Below are 21,827 nucleotides of genomic sequence, written 5' to 3'. Positions count from 1 at the left end.
GATTTAAATAAAGAAAAGCTAGAAAACGTTTCAGAGGATATTATGAGTATTGAAATGACCGTCAGTGAGATTGCAGAGGTCTTAGGATTATCTCGCCAAGCAATCAATAACCGTGTCAAAGAATTACCAGAAGAAGACACAGATAAAAATGACAAAGGGGTAACAGTCGTTACCAGAAGTGGCTTGATTAAGCTAGAAGAAATCTATAAAAAAACGATTTTTGAAGATGAGCCTGTCAGTGAAGATGTCAAGCAACGTGAACTGATGGAGATTCTAGTTGATGAGAAGAATGCAGAAATTCTCCGTCTTTATGAACAATTAAAAGCCAAGGATCGTCAGTTATCAGAAAAAGACGAGCAGATGCGTATCAAAGACCGTCAGATTGCTGAGAAAGACAAACAACTCGATCAGCAGCAACAATTGACCCTTCAAGCCATGAAGGATCAAGAAAATCTTAAGCTAGAGCTGGACCAAGCAAAAGAAGAAGTCCAATCCACTAAGAAAGGCTTTTTTGCTCGTTTATTTGGAGGATAATCAAGGAGCTGTTTAGGTTAAATGCTAACCTGATGGCTTCTTTTATTTCTAATCTAAATAGTATAGTTGCTCAATTAATACTCAATGAAAATCAAAGAGCAAACTAGGAAGCGAGCCGCAGGCTGCTCAAAGCACTGCTTTGAGGTTGTAGATAAGACTGACGAAGTCAGTTACATATATCTACGGCAAGGCGAAGCTGACCTGGTTTGAATTTGATTTTCGAAGAGTATAAAATAACAGTATAGGAGAGGTATAGAATGGAACGATTAGAAGATTACATTGCTTTTGATTTAGAATTTAATCAGCACGAAGGACAAACACACTTGATTCAAGTATCGGCAGTGCGTTTTAGAGATGGTCGGGAAATCGATGCCTATGATTCCTATGTCCACACTAGTGTGCCTCTAAAGAGTTTTATCAATGGTTTGACTGGGATTACAGCTGAGACCTTAAAAGATGCCCCCCCAGTGGAGGAAGTTATCAAAGAATTTCAAGAGTTTGTGGGTTCTTTACCCATGGTTGGATATAATGCTGCTAAAAGTGATTTGCCTATTTTAGCGGATCATGGTTTAGACTACAGCCAGCAGTACAAGGTGGATCTGTATGATGAAGCTTTTGAACGTCGCAGTTCAGATTTACACGGTATTGCCAATCTCAAATTGCAAACGGTTGCCTCCTTTCTTGGATTTCAAGGACAGTCCCATAATAGCTTGGAGGATGCTCGGATGACGGCGCGTGTTTACGAGTCCTTCTTAGAGTCAGATCAAGCTAGAGAATTGTTAGAGACAGAAAGTAGCTTATCAAACAATCCTTTTGGAGGCTTGGACTTATCTCAATTATTTGACTAGGAGTGCCTATGAAACCTGAAAAACCTAAAAATCTAGGTTTTAGGAAAATTTACTTTAATCTAGATAAAATTCTCTTTCTCTTTTTCTTGATATTTATGATGATTGAGTTTGTCTGGTTACCACTTAATTCTTGGATTGCTGGACTGTTGCTTCGTCAGACAGGTTATCTCTTTCTTTCCTACAATAATATTTTTGCCATTATAAAGGGTTCACCCTTTGTTAGTTTGGCTTTATTTGTTCTGGTAATCGTTAATTTACTGGTCGCCTATTACCAGATAGGGCTTCTCTTTATCGGAGCTCGACACCTCCTCTATCATGAAAAGAGAACCCTACTGGAGTACAGTCGCAAGGTCTTTCGTCAGAGTTTCTTATTCATGAGACAAGTGACGATTTCCAAAATGGCCTTTATCTTCTTTTATGTCATGATGCTCTTTCCATTGATTCGAAAGATTTTAAAGATTTATTACCTCAATAAAATTGTCATTCCAGAATTTATAGTAGCCTATGTAGAAGATAAGTATTGGTTGGTCGGTTTGGTAATCACTGTTCTAGCCTTGCTGCTGTTTTACATTTCAATACGTTTGATGTTTGCCCTACCCCAGCTTTTGTTTGAGAAGAAAACAGTCAAAGAGGCAGTCAGATACAGTCTAGAGAAGACCAAAAGGCAATCCTGGTTTTATATTTGGAACTTACTTTGGATTATTGTAAAAACATATCTATTTTTCATTCTTCTCCTCATTCCAATCTTAGCAAGTCAGGTACTGATGGATGGTCTGACCCATAAGGAATCTCTTGTACTGGGAATCATTAATTTTGTCTTGATTAAGAATTTCCACTATATGGCCTTGACCTATTTCCTTATTAAGTTTGTTTCTTTTTTGACAGGGGAAGAACTAGAAATCACACCAAGGAGAAAGAAAGACCACTGGATGAGATGGGGAGTGATGGGCTGTGCCGGCATCTTTTTTGCTCTTGAGGGGTATGTCTATTTGGAAGCTCCAGTTGCACATAAACCTTTAGTTATTTCTCACAGAGGAGTATCTAATAAGAATGGTGTCCAAAATACTGTCCAATCGCTAGAAAAGACAGCCCAACTAGAACCAGACTTTGTTGAGACGGATGTTCAGGAAACAAAAGATGGCCAGTTTGTTATGATGCATGATGCCAATATCAAGAATTTGACAGGAGTCAATGCCAATCCTCAGGATCTAACTTTGGATGAATTAACCAAACTAGATATTTCAGAGAACGGCTATCACACCAAAGTGTCTAGTTTTGATGCTTATCTCAACAAAGCTAATGAATTGCATCAAAAACTCCTCATTGAAATTAAAACAAGTCGAAAAGATAGTCCAGATATGATGAAACGTTTTATGGACAAATATGGAGCCATCATTAAACAGAATGGCTATCAAATGCAGTCCTTAGACTACCATGTGATCGACCAGGTGTTAGCCTATGATTCACAAATTCCAGTCTATTTTATCCTACCTTACAATAGTATCTTTCCAAGAACCAAAGCCACAGGTTACACCATGGAGTATTCAACCTTGGATGAAAATTTTGTCAACAAGCTATGGAATACCGATCAGAAATTGTACGTGTGGACCATCAATAGTTCAGAGTCCTTTGATAAATCTGTTCAGCTAGGAGCTGATGGCATGATAACAGATGACTTGGAAATGGTTCAAGAGCAGGTTACCATTGCCCAAGAAGACCCAGAGTACACGGATTTGCTTTTCAAACAGGCCATGGAATTCTTTAATTTTTAGTAAGCAAAAAGAGATTGAGCAAAAAATCACCTCTAAAATATCAAAAAAACGAGCGATGTATCAGTTGGATATGCTCGTTTTATTATGCCATGGTTTATAATTGATACCCAATGAAAATCAAAGAGCAAACTAGGAAGCTAGCCGCAGGTTGCTCAAAGTACAACTTTGAGGTTGCAGATAAAACTGACGAAGTCAGTAACATACGTACGGTAAGGTGATGCTGACGTGGTTTGAAGAGATTTTCGAAGAGTATGAAATAAGAATAAAACAGGAAGTAATGCCTATGAAGTGGTTGAACTAGGTTATTTATGTCAGATGTAAAAGGGTTACTAACTTCTGCGTGAAGAAGGCTTTTGAATTTATGTCAAACAGAAAATGGATGTTTTCCCTTTTGGGGCAGATGAGAGAGTATTTTTGGCATGTGCAGAGTTTATGTTAGAAATAAATAAACTGTCATAACATCGCTAGGATTCATCTTTATGAGTATGAATCTCACAAAATTGGTCAAGAATCTAGCATCTAAAACATCAATTATACAAAAACACAGTCTCTCTTTAGCTTGATTGTGGTCAAGACAGAAGTTACTGCGCAGTTTTATTTTTTGAGTTGATTTTTTCTTAGATCATGTGCTTACTGAGGATTGCTTTTATTTTCTGAAGTTGGCGGATTGACCTGTTTTTCGTTTTCAGTAGCAGGTTTACTTGGAGTAGGAGCAGGAGTAGAAGAATCCTGAGTTGATGTTTTCTGCTCTTCTTTTTTCTCTTCCTTGACGCTAGATTTTGGCGTTTCTTCTTGTTGTGTTTTTTCTTGAGAGGTGTGATTTTCCTTATTGGGACTAGTATTTTCCTTAGGGGATTCTTTTTGAATTTCTTTGACAATAGTTGTCGTCTGGCTTGTCGTAGGTTCTTTTTTAGTATTTTTGTTATTATCCAAGGCGTTCATGATAGTGATACTTGCGGTAATCAAGCCAAGGATACTAGCGATTGTAGCAACGGTTTTTTGAAAGACTGTAAAGCCTTTTTTGATGTGTTCTGTTTTTGGTTTTGAAGTTCTACGATAATTAGACATACATTCTCTCCTTTAATTAAAATTTATTATACCGCATTTCTTTAAAAAAATCTTAAAAAAAGAGGAATTGCCCTTTCTTGTCGCAAGCTCCGTTTCATGATACAATAGAAGGAGTGATTTTAGAAAGCGTGAGAAAACATGATTTACTTTGATAATTCGGCGACGACCAAGCCCTATCCTGAAGCACTTGAAACTTATATGCAGGTCGCTTCAAAAATTTTAGGAAATCCATCTAGTCTCCATCGTTTGGGAGACCAGGCAACACGAATTTTAGATGCTTCCCGTCAACAGATTGCAGATTTAATCGGTAAGAAAAGTGATGAAATCTTCTTTACATCTGGTGGAACAGAAGGTGATAACTGGGTTATCAAGGGTGTGGCATTTGAAAAAGCCCAGTTTGGAAAGCACATCATTGTATCATCCATTGAACATCCGGCAGTCAAAGAGTCAGCCCTCTGGTTAAAAAGTCAAGGATTTGAAGTGGATTTTGCTCCAGTTGATAACAAAGGATTTGTGGATGTTGAGGCGCTAGCAGATTTGATACGACCAGATACGACCCTCGTTTCCATCATGGCAGTTAACAATGAAATTGGCTCGATTCAACCTATTCAAGCTATTTCAGAATTGTTGGCAGATAAGCCAACTATTTCCTTCCACGTTGATGCGGTTCAGGCGCTTGCTAAAATTCCGACTGAAAAGTATCTGACAGAACGAGTGGATTTCGCGACTTTCTCTGGTCACAAGTTCCACGGAGTTCGTGGTGTTGGTTTTGTCTATATCAAGTCTGGCAAGAAGATTACGCCTCTTTTAACAGGTGGTGGTCAGGAACGTGATTACCGTTCTACAACTGAAAATGTGGCAGGAATTGCAGCGACAGCCAAGGCCCTCCGTTTGTCTATGGAAAAGCTAGATATCTTTAGGACCAAGACTGGACAGATGAAAGCTGTTATTCGCCAAGCCCTTCTGGACTATCCAGATATTTTTGTCTTTTCAGATGAGGAAGATTTTGCCCCTCATATCTTGACTTTTGGAATCAAAGGTGTTCGTGGTGAGGTTATTGTTCACGCTTTTGAAGACTATGATATTTTCATCTCAACGACCTCTGCTTGTTCGTCCAAGGCTGGGAAACCTGCAGGAACCCTGATTGCCATGGGAGTGGATAAAGATAAGGCCCAGTCAGCTGTGCGTCTTAGTCTAGACCTTGAAAATGATATGAGTCAGGTCGAGCAGTTTTTGACCAAGTTAAAATTGATTTACAATCAAACTAGAAAAGTAAGATAGGAGCATTCATGCAATATTCAGAAATTATGATTCGCTACGGTGAGCTGTCAACTAAGGGTAAAAACCGTATGCGTTTCATCAATAAACTTCGCAATAATATTTCAGACGTTTTGTCTATCTATCCCCAAGTTAAGGTAACGGCAGATCGTGACCGTGCCCACGCTTACCTCAATGGAGCAGATTACACAGCAGTAGCAGAATCGCTCAAACAAGTTTTTGGAATTCAAAACTTTTCCCCTGTTTATAAGGTTGAAAAATCTGTAGAAGTTCTGAAGTCTGCTGTCCAAGAGATTATGAAAGATATCTACAAGGATGGCATGACCTTTAAAATTTCTAGCAAGCGTAGCGACCACAACTTTGAGTTGGATAGTCGTGAACTCAATCAAACACTTGGAGGAGCTGTTTTCGAAGCCATTCCAAATGTGCAAGCTCAAATGAAAAGTCCTGACATCAATCTTCAGGTGGAAATCCGTGAAGAAGCAGCCTATCTTTCTTATGAAACAATTCGTGGGGCTGGTGGATTGCCAGTTGGAACTTCAGGTAAAGGGATGCTCATGTTGTCAGGAGGGATTGACTCACCTGTAGCAGGTTATCTTGCTTTGAAACGTGGAGTGGATATTGAGGCTGTTCATTTTGCCAGCCCACCTTACACGAGTCCTGGTGCTCTTAAAAAAGCCCAAGATTTGACTCGTAAATTGACCAAGTTTGGGGGAAATATTCAGTTTATCGAAGTACCTTTCACTGAGATTCAAGAGGAAATCAAGGCCAAAGCGCCAGAAGCCTATCTCATGACCTTGACTCGTCGCTTTATGATGCGGATTACCGACCGTATTCGTGAGGTACGAAATGGTTTGGTTATTATCAATGGGGAAAGTCTTGGTCAAGTAGCCAGTCAAACTCTTGAAAGTATGCAGGCTATTAACGCTGTGACCAACACTCCCATCATCCGTCCAGTTGTGACAATGGATAAGTTGGAAATCATTGACATTGCTCAGGCAATAGATACCTTTAACATTTCAATCCAACCGTTTGAAGACTGTTGTACGATTTTTGCACCAGATCGCCCAAAGACTAATCCTAAGATTAAGAATGCAGAGCAGTATGAAGCACGTATGGATGTTGAAGGTTTAGTTGAGCGAGCTGTGGCAGGGATTATGATTACTGAGATTACACCTCAAGCTGAAAAAGATGAAGTCGATGACTTGATTGATAGTCTACTATAATCAGAAAATCCAGAAGAATATAGAAAAATAGATGAAAAAGTTAGTTTTTAATTCCAAAAGTGGAAGAAAAACTAACTTTTTTTCTATAATTGTGATATAATAAGATAAAATTTTGAATATAGAGAGTTTTCTGACAATGAACCAATCCTATTTTTATCTAAAAATGAAAGAACACAAACTCAAGGTTCCTTATACAGGTAAGGAGCGCCGTGTGCGTGTTCTTCTGCCTAAAGATTATGAGAAAGACACGAATCGTTCCTATCCTGTTGTTTACTTTCATGACGGGCAAAATGTTTTTTATAGCAAGGAGTCTTTCATTGGTCATTCATGGAAGATTATCCCAGCTATTAAGCGTAATCCTGATATCAGTCGCATGATTGTCGTAGCCATTGATAATGATGGAATGGGGCGGATGAATGAGTATGCGGCATGGAAGTTCCAAGAATCTCCTATTCCGGGGCAGCAGTTTGGCGGTAAGGGTGTGGAATATGCTGAGTTTGTCATGGAGGTTGTCAAACCTTTTATCGATGAGACCTACCGTACCAAAGCTGATCGCCAGCATACGGCTATGATTGGCTCCTCACTAGGTGGCAATATTACCCAGTTTATCGGTTTGGAATACCAAGACCAAATTGGATGTCTCGGGGTCTTTTCATCTGCCAACTGGCTCCACCAAGAAGCCTTTAACCGCTATATCGAGCGTCAGCAACTATCGCCTGACCAGCGCATCTTCATCTATGTAGGAACGGAAGAAGCGGATGATACAGATAAGACCTTGATGGCTGGCAATATCAAACAAGCCTATATCGACTCGTCGCTACGCTATTACCATGATTTGATAGCAGGGGGAGTTCATTTGGACAATCTTGTCTTGAAAGTTCAGTCTGGTGCTATCCATAGTGAGATTCCATGGTCTGAAAATTTACCAGACTGTCTGAGATTTTTTGCAGAAAACTGGTAAAGTAAGAAAGGAGAAAATATGCATATTGAACATCTTAGCCACTGGAGTGGCAATCTTAACCGTGAAATGTACCTTAACCGTTATGGTCATGCTGGAATTCCAGTTGTGGTTTTTGCTTCATCAGGTGGTAGTCACAACGAATACTATGATTTTGGCATGATTGATGCCTGTGCTTCTTTTATCGAGGAAGGCCGTGTTCAGTTCTTTACCCTATCCAGTGTAGATAGTGAGAGCTGGTTGGCCACTTGGAAAAATGGGCACGACCAAGCAGAGATGCATCGTGCCTACGAGCGCTATGTGATTGAGGAGGCCATTCCTTTTATCAAGCACAAGACAGGTTGGTTTGATGGAATGATGACGACAGGTTGCTCTATGGGAGCCTATCATGCAGTCAATTTCTTCCTTCAGCATCCAGATGTCTTTACCAAGGTGATAGCTCTTAGTGGTGTTTACGACGCACGTTTCTTTGTCGGCGATTACTATAACGACGATGCTATTTACCAAAACTCGCCAGTAGATTATATCTGGAACCAGAACGACGGCTGGTTTATTGACCGTTATCGTCAGGCAGAGATTGTGCTTTGTACGGGTCTCGGTGCCTGGGAACAAGATGGCTTGCCATCCTTCTACAAGCTTAAAGAAGCCTTTGATCAGAAACAAATTCCAGCCTGGTTTGCTGAATGGGGACACGATGTCGCCCACGACTGGGAATGGTGGCGCAAACAAATGCCTTATTTCCTCGGCAATCTCTATTTATAAAAGGAGTTACCTATGAATTACCTTGTTATTTCTCCCTACTATCCACAAAACTTTCAACAGTTTACCATTGAACTAGCTAATAAAGGAATCAACGTCTTGGGGATTGGCCAAGAACCATATGAGCAATTGGATGAACCCTTGCGCAATAGCCTGACCGAGTATTTCCGTGTAGATAACCTTGAGAACATAGATGAAGTCAAACGTGCAGTTGCTTTTCTCTTTTATAAACATGGCCCGATTGACCGTATTGAATCCCACAATGAATATTGGTTAGAGTTGGATGCAAGTCTTCGTGAGCAATTCAATGTTTTTGGTGCCAAACCAGAGGATCTCAAAAAGACGAAATTTAAGTCTGAAATGAAGAAGCTTTTCAAAAAAGCAGGTGTCCCTGTGGTCCCTGGAGCTGTTATCAAGACGGAAGCAGATGTTGATCAAGCAGTGAACGAAATCGGCCTTCCAATGATTGCCAAACCTGATAATGGAGTGGGAGCAGCCGCGACCTTTAAGCTTGAAACAGAAGACGATATCAATCACTTCAAGCAAGAATGGGACCATTCGACCGTTTATTTCTTTGAGAAATTTGTCACTTCCAGCGAAATTTGCACCTTTGATGGTCTTGTGGACAAGGATGGTAAAATTGTCTTCTCAACAACCTTTGATTACGCCTATACACCGCTGGATCTCATGATTTACAAGATGGACAATTCTTATTACGTTCTCAAGGATATGGATCCTAAATTACGTAAATATGGTGAGGCAATTGTCAAGGAATTTGGTATGAAAGAACGGTTCTTCCATATTGAGTTCTTCCGTGAGGGGGATGATTATATTGCCATTGAGTACAATAACCGTCCTGCAGGTGGGTTTACCATTGATGTTTATAACTTTGCCCATTCCTTGGACCTCTATCGTGGCTATGCAGCCATTGTCGCAGGAGAAGAGTTCCCAGCGTCAGAATTTGAACCTCAGTATTGTTTGGCTACTTCTCGCCGTGCAAATGCTCACTATGTTTATTCAGAAGAGGATTTGATTGACAAATATAGCCAGCAGTTCAAGGTTAAAAAAATCATGCCAGCGGCCTTTGCGGAACTTCAAGGAGATTACCTGTATATGTTGACAACTCCGAGTCGACAAGAAATGGATCAGATGATTAAGGACTTTGGTCAGCGTCAGGCTTGAGAGACTATCGGATTAAGGAAATTCACTCCCTTAGTCCTTTTGTTTTTTATAAGAAACACAGCGGATTGAAACAAGAGTAGGACAATTTTTGAGGTGCTTTTTGATATGAGCTCAGTTTTTCTCACTAAGATTTTACTCAGGTGAGTGGGGAGGAATAAGAAATAAAGCTACTTTTCTGGGGCTTATTCATAGTAGGTGTGATTCTTTTTTTCGAGTGTAGCCTATAGCTTTGAGAGCATAGTGGATAGTATAGTAGATTGAAATAAGATGTGAACAAAGTGATTGAGAAAGTCAATTTTTTCTAGAAATGTTTTAGCAACTGTAATGTGCTATTCTAGATTCAATACGCTATAGTTGGATGACAGCCAAATTCAGAAGCTATTTCAGTCAAATAAGCGTCTGGATTGTCAGTAAGATAGTTTTTAAGTCTATTTCTATCAATTTTTCTTGGTTTTATTCCTTTTACTTGATGGTTTAAATCACCTATTTTCTCTTTTAGATAATGGTATTACGTGAGATTTGGAAAACGTGTGATACTTCTGTTATACTACCTGTTCGCTTACAATAGGCGAGAACTTTTTTACGTAAATCTGTTGAATATGGCATAAGATGACTACACTACATTGTGTACTATCTTTAGTTCATTTTATCATATCTCTGTCGAAACAGGTTACTAATATTAATGTACGGGCTCTATGTATGTCAAAAATAAGTTCAGTTATTGAATAGATTTTACTAAACGAGATAGAAGAATAATTTGAGTCTTTTATGCAATCTCCATATAGGATTCATTACGACAGATACCTTAGATTCTTTTTATTGAAGAAATTTTCTGAAAATTACAAAATATACTTGCTATTTTAGAAAAAAAGTGTAGAATATAAGAAATAGGTTTTTAGAATAAGGAGTGGAATATGACAGTAACGATTGATTGGGAAAACCTTGGTTTCTCCTATATGAAATTACCTTATCGCTATATTGCTCATTTTAAAAATGGACAATGGAATCAAGGAGAACTTACAGAAGATGCAACCTTGCATATTTCAGAGTCTTCTCCAAGTCTTCACTATGGTCAACAAGCCTTTGAAGGTTTGAAAGCTTACCGTACTAAGGATGGTAGTGTTCAACTTTTCCGTCCTGACGAAAATGCTAAACGTCTGCAACGTACTTGTAATCGTCTCTTGATGCCACAAGTTCCGACAGACATGTTTGTAGAAGCTTGTAAGGCAGTTGTCCGCGCCAATGAAGAATACGTACCACCATATGGAACAGGTGGAACCCTTTATCTTCGTCCACTTTTGATTGGTGTTGGAGATATTATCGGGGTTAAACCAGCAGAGGAATACATTTTCACCATCTTTGCTATGCCAGTTGGAAATTACTTTAAGGGTGGTTTGGTTCCAACCAACTTCTTGATTCAGGATGAATACGATCGTGCGGCTCCAAATGGTACAGGTGCGGCTAAGGTTGGTGGGAACTATGCTGCAAGTCTCTTGCCAGGGAAATTGGCCAAGTCACGTCATTTCTCAGATGTTATCTACCTAGACCCATCAACTCATACAAAGATTGAAGAAGTAGGTTCAGCTAACTTCTTTGGAATTACAGCTGACAATGAATTTGTAACACCATTGAGTCCATCTATTTTGCCATCTATTACTAAGTATTCTTTACTTTATTTGGCAGAACACCGCTTGGGTTTGACTCCTATTGAGGGTGATGTTCCAATTGATAAGCTTGATCGTTTTGTAGAGGCAGGTGCTTGTGGTACAGCAGCAGTTATTTCGCCAATTGGTGGAATTCAGCACGGTGATGATTTCCATGTATTCTATAGTGAAACAGAAGTTGGTCCTGTGACTCGTAAACTATATGATGAATTGACAGGTATTCAGTTTGGTGATATTGAAGCGCCAGAAGGTTGGATTGTAAAAGTAGATTAAAATAAACAAAAGGAGATTTTTGATGAAATCGAAAAAGTGGCTCTTAACAGCAGGAGTGGTCCTGAGTACAACAGCTCTTTTAGTGGCTTGTGGAAAAGCTGATAAAGAAGCAGATGCACCGACAACATTTTCATATGTCTATGCAGTAGATCCAGCATCTTTGGACTATAGTATAGCAACTCGTACATCGACAACAGATGTCATCGGGAACGTGGTTGATGGCTTGATGGAAAACGACCAGTACGGAAATGTTATCCCTTCCTTGGCTGAGGATTGGTCTGTGTCAAAAGATGGTTTGACTTATACCTACAAACTTCGTAAAGGAGTTAAATGGTACACTTCTGAAGGTGAAGAATATGCAGAAGTAACAGCCCATGACTTTGTAACAGGATTGAAACATGTAGCTGACGGTAAGTCAGACGGTGTCTCTCTCATCCAAAATTCAATCAAGGGTTTGGATGCCTATATGACTGGTGAGACGAACGATTTCTCTACAGTTGGTGTTAAGGCCTTGGACGATTATACAGTCGAATATACCCTAAACAAACCAGAAAGTTTCTGGAACTCTAAAGTTACAACAGCGACGATGTTGCCTGTAAATGAAGAGTTTTTGAAGGCATCAGGTAAAGATTATGGAGCAGTTACTCCAGCAGGGATTCTTTACAATGGTCCTTATATCTTGAAGACCTTGACTTCTAAATCGTTAATCGAATACGAGAAAAATCCAAACTACTGGGATAAAGAAAAGGTAAAAATCGAGAAGATCAAATTGACCTACTACGATGGTTCTGATCAGGAATCGTTGATTCGTAGCTTCTCTTCTGGTGCTTATACGACAGCCCGTCTCTTCCCAAGTAGCTCAAACTTTGCTTCTACTTTGGAACAATACGGAGATAAAATCACTTATAGCCCACAGGACTCAAGTAGCTATTACTTCACCTTTAACGTAAATCGTCAGTCATATAATAAAACTGCGAAAACAAGTGAAGAGCAAAAGACTTCTACTAAAGAAGCTATGCTTAATAAGGACTTCCGTCAGGCTATCAACTTTGCCTTCAACCGCCATTCTTATGCTGCCCAGCTAAATGGTGAAGACGGTGCGGACAAGATTATTCGTAACAGCCTTGTTCCTGACAACTTTGTACAAGCAGGTGGTAAAAACTTTGGTCAAATCGCTCAAGCAGAGTTGGTGAACTACGGTGACCAATGGAAAGGTGTTGAGCTAGTTGACGGTAAGGATTCTATCTATAATCCTGACAAGGCTAAAGCTGCTTTCGAAAAAGCTAAGAAAGACTTGGAATCTAAAGGGGTAACATTCCCAATTCATTTGGATGTCCCAGTTGAACAAACAGATACCATCGCCGTTCAACAAAGCAACTCTTTCAAACAGTCTATCGAATCAACTCTTGGTGCTGAAAATGTTGTCATTGATGTTCTTCAAATGACAGATAATGAAAAGGAAACAATCACTTCTCAAGCGCGTGTTCCTTCTCAAAAAGACTATGATTTGAACAGTACAGGATGGGCTCCAAGCTATCAAGACCCAGCCTCTTACTTGAATATCATGGATCCTAAATCAGGTTCTGCTATGAAACACCTTGGTATTACTAAGGGGAAAGATAAGGATGTTGTAGCTAAACTTGGTTTGGACCAATATAAGAAATTATTGGATGATGCAGATTCAGAAACTACAAATCTTGAAGAACGCTATGAAAAATATGCCAAGGCTCAAGCTTGGTTGACAGATAGTTCATTATTGATGCCAACAGCTTCATCTGGTGGTTCTCCAGTTGTAAGTAATGTCGTGCCATTCTCAAAACCATACTCACAAGTTGGTATTAAAGGTGACCCATATATTTTTAAAGGAATGAAATTGCAAAAAGATATCGTTACAACAAAAGAATATGAAGAAGCACTGAAAAAATGGCAAAAAGAAAAATTGGAATCAAACGGTAAGTACCAAAAAGAACTAGAAAAACACATTAAATAAAGCAGAAAACTCTATATCAGACTTGGAATGATATAGAGTTTTTTCTTGCTAGTTTTGGGATTTTCTTGTAAAATAGAAAAAGTGAAGAGAGGTATGAAATGAGTAAGAAAGATAAAAAAATCGAAATTCAAGTAGCAGATGCTAAAGTTAATGTAGGAAAAGACAGTTTTGAAGGTTATACCTTGACCATTGGTAAAAAAGTTATCGGAGAAATTGCCGAATTAGACGGACAATTTGCCATCATAAAGAATGGGAATGTCGATAGTTTTTATAAAAAATTGGAAAAAGCTGTGGAAATTTTGATTGAAAATTATAATTTAGCAAAATAAGTCTTGTTTTTTTGAAATTTTCATGATATAATAGTCCATGTTGATTGTAGGAGAGATAGCGAAGAGGCTAAACGCGGCGGACTGTAAATCCGCTCCTTCGGGTTCGGGGGTTCGAATCCCTCTCTCTCCATTTCATCAATGGGGTATAGCCAAGCGGTAAGGCAAGGGACTTTGACTCCCTCATGCGTTGGTTCGAATCCAGCTACCCCAGTTCTTAGGTAATAATCAAGATAAAAAGCAAAATATCTTAGGGTATTTTATTTTTATAATTGAAAGACGTGAACGATATGAACATGTCCTTGCGGGTGCTTAGGAAAAAAATTATAAGTATGTCAAGTTTAAGAAAAACTTGATTGTTGGAGGATTTTTTAGATGAACGAATTTGAAGATTTGCTAAATAGCGTTAGCCAAGTTGAGACTGGTGATGTTGTTAGTGCTGAAGTATTGACAGTTGATGCGACTCAAGCTAACGTTGCAATCTCTGGAACTGGTGTTGAAGGTGTCTTGACTCTTCGCGAATTGACAAACGATCGCGATGCAGATATCAATGACTTTGTTAAAGTAGGAGAAGTATTGGATGTTCTTGTACTTCGTCAAGTAGTTGGTAAAGATACTGATACAGTTACATACCTTGTATCTAAAAAACGCCTTGAAGCTCGCAAAGCATGGGACAAACTTGTTGGTCGCGAAGAAGAAGTTGTTACTGTTAAAGGAACTCGTGCCGTTAAAGGTGGACTTTCAGTAGAATTTGAAGGTGTTCGTGGATTTATCCCAGCTTCAATGTTGGATACTCGTTTCGTACGTAACACTGAGCGTTTTGTAGGTCAAGAATTTGACGCTAAAATCAAAGAAGTTGACGCTAAAGAAAACCGCTTCATCCTTTCACGTCGTGAAGTTGTTGAAGCAGCTACAGCAGCAGCTCGCGCTGAAGTATTCGGTAAATTGGCTGTTGGTGATGTTGTAACTGGTAAAGTTGCCCGTATCACAAGCTTCGGTGCTTTTATCGACCTTGGTGGTGTTGACGGATTGGTTCACTTGACTGAATTGTCACACGAGCGTAACGTATCACCAAAATCAGTTGTAACAGTTGGTGAAGAAATTGAAGTGAAAATCCTTGATCTTAACGAAGAAGAAGGACGCGTATCGCTTTCACTTAAAGCAACAACACCTGGACCATGGGATGGCGTTGAGCAAAAATTGGCTAAAGGTGATGTAGTAGAAGGAACAGTTAAACGTTTGACTGACTTCGGTGCATTTGTTGAAGTATTGCCAGGTATCGATGGACTTGTTCACGTATCACAAATTTCACACAAACGTATTGAAAATCCAAAAGAAGCTCTTAAAGTTGGTCAAGAAGTTCAAGTTAAAGTTCTTGAAGTTAACGCAGATGCAGAGCGCGTATCACTTTCTATCAAAGCTCTTGAAGAGCGTCCAGCTCAAGAAGAAGGACAAAAAGAAGAAAAACGTGCTGCTCGTCCACGTCGTCCAAAACGTCAAGAAAAACGTGATTTCGAACTTCCAGAAACACAAACAGGATTCTCAATGGCTGACTTGTTCGGTGATATCGAACTGTAATCAAATTGAAAATTCATAAAATCCTTTGTTTCCTAAACAAGGGATTTTTCTTTTGTCTGTAAGTCTTTTTTGATATAATAGTCCTATGTTAGAATCAGAAAAACAATCACGTTATCAAATGTTAAATGAAGAGCTCTCTTTTTTATTGGATTGTGAAACCAATGTTTTGGCTAATCTTTCCAACGCCAGCGCTCTTCTAAAATCACGCTTTCCTAATACCGTATTCGCAGGCTTTTATCTGTTCGATGGAAAGGAATTGGTTTTAGGTCCTTTCCAAGGAGGTGTTTCCTGTATCCGTATCTCACTAGGCAAAGGTGTTTGTGGGGAGGCAGCCCACTTTCAGGAAACTGTTCTGGTTGGTAATGTAACAACTTATCCCAACTATATTTCTTGTGATAGTCGAGCTAAAAGTGAAATTGTTGTGCCAATGATGAAGAATGGTCAATTGCTCGGGGTTCTGGATCTGGATTCTTCAGAGATTGATGATTATGATGCTATGGATCGAGATTATTTGGAACAATTTGTCGCTATTTTGCTTGAAAAGACAGAATGGGACTTTACAATGTTTGGGGAGAAAGCCTAATGTATCAAGCACTTTATCGAAAATATAGAAGTCAAAATTTCTCCCAGTTGGTTGGTCAAGAAGTTGTAGCTAAGACTCTTAAACAAGCGGTGGAACAAGAGAAAATAAGTCATGCATATCTTTTTTCTGGTCCTCGTGGAACGGGAAAAACCAGTGTGGCTAAGATCTTTGCCAAGGCTATGAACTGTCCCAATCAAGTGGGTGGTGAACCATGTAATAACTGCTATATTTGTCAGGCAGTGACGGATGGTAGTTTAGAAGATGTCATCGAAATGGATGCGGCCTCTAATAATGGAGTCGATGAAATCCGTGAAATTCGTGATAAATCTACCTATGCCCCTAGTCTTGCCCGTTATAAGGTTTATATCATAGACGAGGTTCACATGCTGTCTACAGGGGCTTTTAATGCCCTCCTAAAGACTCTGGAAGAGCCAACACAGAATGTGGTCTTTATTTTGGCTACTACTGAATTGCACAAGATTCCTGCCACTATTCTATCCCGTGTGCAACGTTTTGAATTTAAATCGATTAAGACACAGGATATTAAGGAACATATCCGCTATATCTTAGAAAAAGAAAATATCAGTTCTGAACCAGAGGCTGTGGAAATCATTGCCAGACGGGCTGAAGGTGGAATGCGAGATGCCTTGTCTATTTTGGATCAAGCCCTGAGTTTGACACAGGGAAACGAGTTGACGACTGCCATCTCTGAAGAAATTACTGGCACCATTAGTCTATCAGCCTTGGATGATTATGTGGCTGCCTTGTCTCAACAGGATGTTCCCAAGGCTTTGTCTTGCTTGAATCTTCTTTTTGACAATGGTAAGAGCATGACTCGTTTTGTGACGGATCTTTTGCACTATTTAAGAGACTTGTTAATTGTTCAAACAGGGGGAGAAAACACTCATCATAGTCCAGTATTTGTAGAGAATTTGGCACTTCCTCAAGAAAATCTGTTTGAAATGATTCGCTTGGCGACAGTCAGTTTAGCAGATATTAAGTCTAGTTTGCAGCCTAAGATTTATGTTGAGATGATGACTATCCGTTTGGCAGAGATTAAGCCTGAACCAGCTCTTTCTGGGGCAGTTGAACATGAAATTTCTGCATTGAGACAGGAAGTTGCGCGTCTCAAACAAGAACTCGCCAATGTGGGCACTGTACCAAAACCAACTAGTCCAGTACCTACCCGTCCAGCAGCGAGCAAGACCGTCTATCGTGTGGATCGCAATAAGGTTCAATCGATCCTACAAGAGGCCGTTGAAAATCCAGATTTAGCACGTCAAAATCTGATTCGCTTGCAAAATGCCTGGGGAGAAGTGATTGAAAGTCTTGGAGGTCCTGATAAGGCTCTGCTAGTTGGTTCTCAACCGGTTGCAGCCAATGAACACCATGCTATTCTTGCTTTTGAATCTAACTTCAATGCTGGTCAAACCATGAAACGGGACAATCTCAACACTATGTTTGGTAACATCCTCAGTCAGGCAGCAGGTTTTTCACCTGAGATTTTAGCCATTTCCATGGAGGAATGGAAAGAAGTTCGCGCAGCCTTTTCAGCCAAAGCCAAATCTTCTCAAACTGAAAAAGAAGCAGAAGAAAGCCTGATTCCAGAAGGATTTGAATTTTTGGCTGATAAAGTGAAGGTAGAGGAAGACTAAAGAAAGATTTCATGATACAATAAGTTTATGAATAGACAACAATTTATTATCATCGCGCTGTTTACAGCTGCTGAGACCTATTTTTTCAATGAAGCCTGGATGACTGGTCGCTATATTATGGCAGCCTTTTGGGCCATTTTACTCTTTAGAAATTTCCGAGTTAGTTACTTGATGGGTAAAATAGTAGATGTCATTGACCAACATTTAAAAGGAAAAGACTAGTCCTCAGCTTCTAGACAAAATCAAAGCCTTTTAGGCTTTTTTTTGTTATACTATAAAAGTATATTTATTGAGCTTTTACCGTATTTTCTAAGGAAATCAAGTATGTTTCCAGTAAGAACTGTAAAGGTCTTGAAAAAGAAAGGAACTATCATGTCAGTATTAGAGATCAAAGATCTTCACGTTGAGATTGAAGGAAAAGAAATTTTAAAAGGGGTTAACCTGACCCTGAAAACAGGAGAAATCGCCGCTATCATGGGACCAAATGGTACAGGTAAATCGACTCTTTCTGCAGCTATCATGGGAAATCCAAACTATGAAGTTACCAAAGGTGAAGTCTTGTTTGATGGCGTAAACATCCTTGAGTTGGAAGTTGACGAGCGTGCGCGTATGGGACTTTTCCTTGCTATGCAATACCCATCAGAAATTCCTGGAATTACCAATGCTGAGTTTCTTCGTGCAGCTATGAATGCTGGTAAAGAAGACGATGAGAAGATTTCAGTTCGTGAGTTTATCACTAAACTAGACGAGAAGATGGAATTGCTCAACATGAAAGAAGAAATGGCTGAGCGTTACCTCAACGAAGGTTTCTCTGGTGGTGAGAAAAAACGTAATGAAATTCTTCAACTTTTGATGTTGGAACCAATTTTTGCCCTTTTGGATGAGATTGACTCTGGTCTTGATATTGATGCCCTTAAAGTTGTGTCTAAAGGTGTGAATGCTATGCGTGGTGAAGGCTTTGGTGCTATGATTATCACTCACTACCAACGTCTTTTGAACTACATCACACCTGATGTGGTACACGTCATGATGGAGGGGCGTGTTGTCCTTTCTGGTGGTCCAGAATTGGCTGCGCGTTTGGAACGTGAAGGATACGCAAAACTAGCTGAAGAACTTGGCTACGACTACAAGGAAGAATTGTAATTCCCTCGTATCTTTTAGGAGAAGTAAATGACTAAAGAAACTATTAAACTTTTTTCAGAAATGCACGCTGAACCAAGATGGTTGGCTGATCTCCGTCAAAAAGCTTTTGACAAGATTGAGACTTTGGAATTACCAGTTATTGAGCGTGTCAAATTCCACCGTTGGAATCTGGGTGATGGAACGATTACAGAAAGTGAGCCATCAGCAAATGTTCCAGATTTCACAGCTCTAGATAATCACTTGAAGTTGGTGCAAGTAGGAACTCAAACTGTTTTTGAGCAAACTCCAGTTGAGTTAGCTGAACAGGGTGTCGTCTTTACAGACTTCCACTCAGCTTTAGAAGAAATTCCAGAGCTGATCGAAGAATTCTTCATGTCATCTGTTAAGTATGACGATGACAAGTTGGCAGCCTACCATACAGCTTATTTCAATAGTGGTGCTGTTCTCTATATTCCTGATAACGTGGAAATTGCTGAACCAATCGAAGGAATTTTCTATCAAGACAGCGATAGCGACGTGCCGTTTAACAAGCATATTATGATTATCGCTGGTAAAAACTCTAAGATTAGTTATCTGGAACGTTTAGAGTCACGCGGTGAAGGAAGTGTTAAAGCAACTGCAAACATTACTGTTGAAGTAATTGCACGTTCTGGTGCTCAAGTGAAGTTTGCCGCCATTGACCGTCTAGGTGAAAATGTTACTGCCTACATTAGCCGTCGAGGTAAATTAGGCAACGATGCAAGTATTGACTGGGCAATCGGTGTCATGAACGAAGGGAACGTCGTTGCGGACTTTGATAGCGACTTGATTGGAAATGGTAGCCATGCAGATCTCAAGGTCGTAGCTCTTTCAAGTGGCCGTCAGGTGCAAGGAATTGACACTCGCGTAACAAACTATGGTTGTAATTCAATCGGAAATATCCTACAACATGGGGTTATTCTTGAAAAAGCAACCTTGACCTTCAATGGTATCGGCCACATCATCAAGGGTGCTAAGGGAGCGGATGCGCAACAAGAGAGTCGTGTTCTTATGCTTTCAGACCAAGCGCGTTCAGATGCCAATCCAATTCTTTTGATTGACGAAAATGATGTTACTGCAGGTCACGCAGCTTCTATCGGTCAGGTGGATCCAGAAGACATGTACTACCTCATGAGCCGTGGTTTAGATAAGGCAACTGCAGAACGCTTGGTTGTTCGTGGTTTCCTTGGATCTGTTATCGTTGAGATTCCAGTCAAGGAAGTTCGTGATGAAATGATCGCAACTATCGAAGAAAAATTGTCAAAACGCTAAGGGGTAGCCTATGTTAGATGTAGAAGTGATTCGCAAGGATTTTCCAATTTTAGACCAGATTGTTAATGATGAACCATTGGTTTATTTGGACAATGCTGCGACGACACAAAAACCACTAGCAGTTCTGGAGACGATTAACCGCTACTATGAGAACGACAATGCCAATGTTCATCGTGGCGTTCATACCTTGGCGGAGCGGGCGACTGCTTCCTATGAAGCTGCTCGTGAAACCATTCGTAAGTTTATCAATGCAGGGTCTACAAAGGAAGTTCTCTTTACTAGAGGAACGACGACCAGTCTTAATTGGGTAGCGCGCTTTGCTGAGGAAGTCTTGACTGAGGGAGACCAGGTCTTGATTTCCGTCATGGAACACCATTCTAATATCATTCCTTGGCAGGAAGCCTGCCGCAAGACTGGAGCAGAGCTTGTTTATGTCTATCTCAAGGACGGATCTCTGGATATGGATGATTTGCGAGTTAAATTGACTGATAGAGTCAAGTTTGTCTCCCTAGCTCACGCCTCAAATGTTCTTGGTGTTGTCAATCCGATCAAAGAAATCACTCGATTGGCCCACCAAGTTGGAGCTATCATGGTGGTGGATGGTGCTCAATCTACGCCTCATATGAAGATTGATGTTCAGGACTTGGATGTGGACTTCTTTGCCTTTTCAGGTCACAAGATGGCTGGTCCGACTGGTATTGGTGTCCTTTACGGTAAAGAAAAGTATCTGGAACAAATGTCACCAGTAGAATTTGGTGGCGAAATGATTGATTTCGTTTATGAACAATCTGCTAGTTGGAAGGAATTACCTTGGAAATTTGAGGCTGGAACTCCTAACATGGCTGGTGCAATCGGACTTGCTGCGGCAGTGGATTATCTGGAAAAGATTGGTATGGATTCCATTGAAGCTCATGAACAGGAATTAATCGCATACGTATATCCAAAACTGCAGGCGATTGAAGGACTGACCATTTATGGTTCACAGGACTTGGCTCAACGTTCAGGTGTGATTGCCTTTAACCTAGGTGATCTTCATCCGCACGACCTTGCGACTGCTTTGGATTATGAAGGAGTAGCTGTTCGAGCAGGTCACCATTGCGCTCAACCCTTGCTCCAGTATTTGGATGTTCCAGCAACAGCTCGTGCAAGTTTTTATATCTACAATACCAAGGCAGATTGCGACAAGCTAGTCGATGCCTTACAAAAGACAAAGGAGTTTTTCAATGGCACTTTCTAAACTAGATAGCCTTTATATGGCAGTGGTAGCGGACCATTCGAAAAATCCACATCATCAAGGGAAGTTGGATGATGCTGAGCAAATCAGTCTCAACAATCCGACCTGTGGGGATGTTATCAATCTCTCTGTCAAGTTTGATGCAGATGACCGCTTGGAGGATATCGCTTTTCTAAACTCAGGTTGTACCATCTCAACTGCCTCTGCTAGCATGATGACAGATGTAGTTTTAGGAAAAACCAAAGAAGAAATCTTAGAACTTGCGACTATTTTTTCTGAAATGGTTCAAGGGCAAAAAGATGAGCGTCAAGACCACCTTGGAGACGCAGCCTTCTTATCAGGCGTTGCAAAATTCCCTCAACGAATTAAGTGTGCAACCCTAGCTTGGAATGCCCTGAAGAAAACAATTGAAAATCAAGAAAAACAATAAGACAAGTTTCTTTTGTCTTATGAATCAGTAGAAATG

Annotated in this window: 20 protein-coding genes, 2 tRNA genes and 2 pseudogenes; 22 read left to right on the top strand and 2 right to left on the bottom strand. The window is 40.0% G+C overall.

The genetic code is table 11. The features are described 5' to 3' along the window. Positions 1-42: 42 nt before the first annotated feature. The 4 genes and pseudogenes from rocS to CYK18_RS11040 form a co-directional block, all read left to right on the top strand. Positions 43-534 (top strand): chromosome segregation protein RocS, encoded by a 492-nt coding sequence (gene rocS / locus CYK18_RS03510; protein WP_000021242.1) that lies wholly within the window; start codon positions 43-45, stop codon positions 532-534. A 257-nt stretch (positions 535-791) separates the two neighbouring features. Continuing rightward, entirely contained in the window at positions 792-1,382 is a 591-nt protein-coding gene (locus tag CYK18_RS03505; protein WP_101785084.1) for a 3'-5' exonuclease, read from the top strand. 8 nt (positions 1,383-1,390) lie between these two features. After that, complete coding sequence (locus CYK18_RS03500; protein ID WP_101785082.1) at positions 1,391-3,154, top strand: glycerophosphoryl diester phosphodiesterase membrane domain-containing protein; 1,764 nt, start codon at positions 1,391-1,393, stop codon at positions 3,152-3,154. Between the two features lie 357 nt (positions 3,155-3,511). Beyond that, a pseudogene (locus tag CYK18_RS11040) lies at positions 3,512-3,764 on the top strand (IS5/IS1182 family transposase); the annotation flags it as partial. Positions 3,765-3,784: 20 nt separating this feature from the next. On the opposite strand, the gene CYK18_RS03495 reads toward CYK18_RS11040, so the two are convergent. Next, positions 3,785-4,222: a DUF6556 family protein gene (locus CYK18_RS03495; protein WP_101785080.1), complete on the bottom strand. Its 438-nt coding sequence runs from the start codon at positions 4,220-4,222 to the stop codon at positions 3,785-3,787. Positions 4,223-4,360: 138 nt separating this feature from the next. Here CYK18_RS03495 and CYK18_RS03490 point away from each other — a divergent pair, with 138 nt between their 5' ends. The 5 genes from CYK18_RS03490 to CYK18_RS03470 all read left to right on the top strand — a co-directional run bounded on the left by CYK18_RS03490 (position 4,361) and on the right by CYK18_RS03470 (position 9,625). Further along, entirely contained in the window at positions 4,361-5,503 is a 1,143-nt protein-coding gene (locus CYK18_RS03490) for a cysteine desulfurase family protein (protein WP_101785077.1), read from the top strand. A gap of 8 nt (positions 5,504-5,511) precedes the next feature. Continuing rightward, complete coding sequence (gene thiI / locus CYK18_RS03485) at positions 5,512-6,726, top strand: tRNA uracil 4-sulfurtransferase ThiI (RefSeq protein WP_101785075.1); 1,215 nt, start codon at positions 5,512-5,514, stop codon at positions 6,724-6,726. 136 nt (positions 6,727-6,862) lie between these two features. Continuing rightward, a complete protein-coding gene (locus CYK18_RS03480; protein ID WP_101785073.1) occupies positions 6,863-7,687 on the top strand; it encodes an alpha/beta hydrolase in 825 nt (274 codons plus the stop codon). An 18-nt stretch (positions 7,688-7,705) separates the two neighbouring features. After that, positions 7,706-8,446 (top strand): esterase family protein, encoded by a 741-nt coding sequence (locus CYK18_RS03475; RefSeq protein ID WP_101785071.1) that lies wholly within the window; start codon positions 7,706-7,708, stop codon positions 8,444-8,446. A 12-nt stretch (positions 8,447-8,458) separates the two neighbouring features. Further along, a complete protein-coding gene (locus CYK18_RS03470; RefSeq protein ID WP_101785069.1) occupies positions 8,459-9,625 on the top strand; it encodes an ATP-grasp domain-containing protein in 1,167 nt (388 codons plus the stop codon). Positions 9,626-9,977: 352 nt separating this feature from the next. Here the strand turns inward: CYK18_RS03470 and CYK18_RS03465 are convergent. Beyond that, a pseudogene (locus CYK18_RS03465) lies at positions 9,978-10,231 on the bottom strand (IS630 transposase-related protein); the annotation flags it as partial. Between the two features lie 308 nt (positions 10,232-10,539). Between CYK18_RS03465 and CYK18_RS03460 the strand changes: the two are divergent. The 13 genes from CYK18_RS03460 (at position 10,540) to sufU (ending at position 21,791) form a co-directional block, all read left to right on the top strand. Next, positions 10,540-11,562: a branched-chain amino acid aminotransferase gene (locus CYK18_RS03460; protein ID WP_049513662.1), complete on the top strand. Its 1,023-nt coding sequence runs from the start codon at positions 10,540-10,542 to the stop codon at positions 11,560-11,562. A 22-nt stretch (positions 11,563-11,584) separates the two neighbouring features. Next, complete coding sequence (locus CYK18_RS03455) at positions 11,585-13,552, top strand: peptide ABC transporter substrate-binding protein (RefSeq protein WP_000837408.1); 1,968 nt, start codon at positions 11,585-11,587, stop codon at positions 13,550-13,552. 98 nt (positions 13,553-13,650) lie between these two features. Continuing rightward, entirely contained in the window at positions 13,651-13,881 is a 231-nt protein-coding gene (locus CYK18_RS03450; RefSeq protein ID WP_000037113.1) for a DUF2969 domain-containing protein, read from the top strand. Between the two features lie 49 nt (positions 13,882-13,930). Then, positions 13,931-14,011 (top strand) — tRNA-Tyr (locus tag CYK18_RS03445). Positions 14,012-14,020: 9 nt separating this feature from the next. Beyond that, a tRNA-Gln gene (locus CYK18_RS03440) sits at positions 14,021-14,092 on the top strand. 161 nt (positions 14,093-14,253) lie between these two features. Beyond that, positions 14,254-15,456, top strand: coding sequence for a 30S ribosomal protein S1 (rpsA, locus tag CYK18_RS03435; protein ID WP_001001631.1), 1,203 nt, complete (start codon positions 14,254-14,256; stop codon positions 15,454-15,456). Positions 15,457-15,541: 85 nt separating this feature from the next. Next, the gene (locus tag CYK18_RS03430) at positions 15,542-16,039 is read left to right on the top strand and encodes a GAF domain-containing protein (protein ID WP_101785067.1); all 498 of its coding nucleotides are present in this window, start codon (positions 15,542-15,544) and stop codon (positions 16,037-16,039) included. Beyond that, positions 16,039-17,694, top strand: coding sequence for a DNA polymerase III subunit gamma/tau (dnaX, locus tag CYK18_RS03425; RefSeq protein ID WP_060805698.1), 1,656 nt, complete (start codon positions 16,039-16,041; stop codon positions 17,692-17,694). Before CYK18_RS03430 ends, dnaX begins: the two co-directional genes overlap by 1 nt. A 27-nt stretch (positions 17,695-17,721) precedes the next feature. Continuing rightward, positions 17,722-17,916 (top strand): DUF3272 domain-containing protein, encoded by a 195-nt coding sequence (locus CYK18_RS03420; protein ID WP_001081602.1) that lies wholly within the window; start codon positions 17,722-17,724, stop codon positions 17,914-17,916. Between the two features lie 150 nt (positions 17,917-18,066). After that, a complete protein-coding gene (gene sufC, locus CYK18_RS03415) occupies positions 18,067-18,837 on the top strand; it encodes a Fe-S cluster assembly ATPase SufC (RefSeq protein ID WP_101785311.1) in 771 nt (256 codons plus the stop codon). A gap of 27 nt (positions 18,838-18,864) precedes the next feature. After that, positions 18,865-20,127 (top strand): Fe-S cluster assembly protein SufD, encoded by a 1,263-nt coding sequence (sufD, locus tag CYK18_RS03410; protein ID WP_101785065.1) that lies wholly within the window; start codon positions 18,865-18,867, stop codon positions 20,125-20,127. A gap of 10 nt (positions 20,128-20,137) precedes the next feature. Beyond that, entirely contained in the window at positions 20,138-21,364 is a 1,227-nt protein-coding gene (locus tag CYK18_RS03405) for a cysteine desulfurase (protein ID WP_101785063.1), read from the top strand. Then, complete coding sequence (gene sufU / locus CYK18_RS03400) at positions 21,351-21,791, top strand: Fe-S cluster assembly sulfur transfer protein SufU (protein ID WP_101785061.1); 441 nt, start codon at positions 21,351-21,353, stop codon at positions 21,789-21,791. Before CYK18_RS03405 ends, sufU begins: the two co-directional genes overlap by 14 nt. The last annotated feature ends 36 nt before the right edge of the window (positions 21,792-21,827 follow it).

It is taken from the genome of Streptococcus mitis (assembly GCF_002860865.1).
Classification (GTDB): Bacteria; Bacillota; Bacilli; order Lactobacillales; family Streptococcaceae; genus Streptococcus; species Streptococcus mitis_AT.
This window is presented reverse-complemented; position numbering and strand designations above follow the sequence as displayed.

Bases quoted from the DNA above. Each gene is read 5' to 3' on its own strand.
- sufU (WP_101785061.1), top strand. From the start codon at position 21,351: ATGGCACTTTCTAAACTAGATAGCCTTTATATGGCAGTGGTAGCGGAC.
- CYK18_RS03470 (WP_101785069.1), top strand. From the start codon at position 8,459: ATGAATTACCTTGTTATTTCTCCCTACTATCCACAAAACTTTCAACAG.
- CYK18_RS03475 (WP_101785071.1), top strand. From the start codon at position 7,706: ATGCATATTGAACATCTTAGCCACTGGAGTGGCAATCTTAACCGTGAA.
- CYK18_RS03455 (WP_000837408.1), top strand. From the start codon at position 11,585: ATGAAATCGAAAAAGTGGCTCTTAACAGCAGGAGTGGTCCTGAGTACA.
- rpsA (WP_001001631.1), top strand. From the start codon at position 14,254: ATGAACGAATTTGAAGATTTGCTAAATAGCGTTAGCCAAGTTGAGACT.
- CYK18_RS03490 (WP_101785077.1), top strand. From the start codon at position 4,361: ATGATTTACTTTGATAATTCGGCGACGACCAAGCCCTATCCTGAAGCA.
- CYK18_RS03420 (WP_001081602.1), top strand. From the start codon at position 17,722: ATGAATAGACAACAATTTATTATCATCGCGCTGTTTACAGCTGCTGAG.
- rocS (WP_000021242.1), top strand. From the start codon at position 43: ATGAGTATTGAAATGACCGTCAGTGAGATTGCAGAGGTCTTAGGATTA.
- CYK18_RS03495 (WP_101785080.1), bottom strand. From the start codon at position 4,222: ATGTCTAATTATCGTAGAACTTCAAAACCAAAAACAGAACACATCAAA.
- sufC (WP_101785311.1), top strand. From the start codon at position 18,067: ATGTCAGTATTAGAGATCAAAGATCTTCACGTTGAGATTGAAGGAAAA.
- CYK18_RS03450 (WP_000037113.1), top strand. From the start codon at position 13,651: ATGAGTAAGAAAGATAAAAAAATCGAAATTCAAGTAGCAGATGCTAAA.
- CYK18_RS03430 (WP_101785067.1), top strand. From the start codon at position 15,542: ATGTTAGAATCAGAAAAACAATCACGTTATCAAATGTTAAATGAAGAG.
- CYK18_RS03500 (WP_101785082.1), top strand. From the start codon at position 1,391: ATGAAACCTGAAAAACCTAAAAATCTAGGTTTTAGGAAAATTTACTTT.
- dnaX (WP_060805698.1), top strand. From the start codon at position 16,039: ATGTATCAAGCACTTTATCGAAAATATAGAAGTCAAAATTTCTCCCAG.
- CYK18_RS03460 (WP_049513662.1), top strand. From the start codon at position 10,540: ATGACAGTAACGATTGATTGGGAAAACCTTGGTTTCTCCTATATGAAA.
- CYK18_RS03505 (WP_101785084.1), top strand. From the start codon at position 792: ATGGAACGATTAGAAGATTACATTGCTTTTGATTTAGAATTTAATCAG.
- thiI (WP_101785075.1), top strand. From the start codon at position 5,512: ATGCAATATTCAGAAATTATGATTCGCTACGGTGAGCTGTCAACTAAG.
- sufD (WP_101785065.1), top strand. From the start codon at position 18,865: ATGACTAAAGAAACTATTAAACTTTTTTCAGAAATGCACGCTGAACCA.
- CYK18_RS03405 (WP_101785063.1), top strand. From the start codon at position 20,138: ATGTTAGATGTAGAAGTGATTCGCAAGGATTTTCCAATTTTAGACCAG.
- CYK18_RS03480 (WP_101785073.1), top strand. From the start codon at position 6,863: ATGAACCAATCCTATTTTTATCTAAAAATGAAAGAACACAAACTCAAG.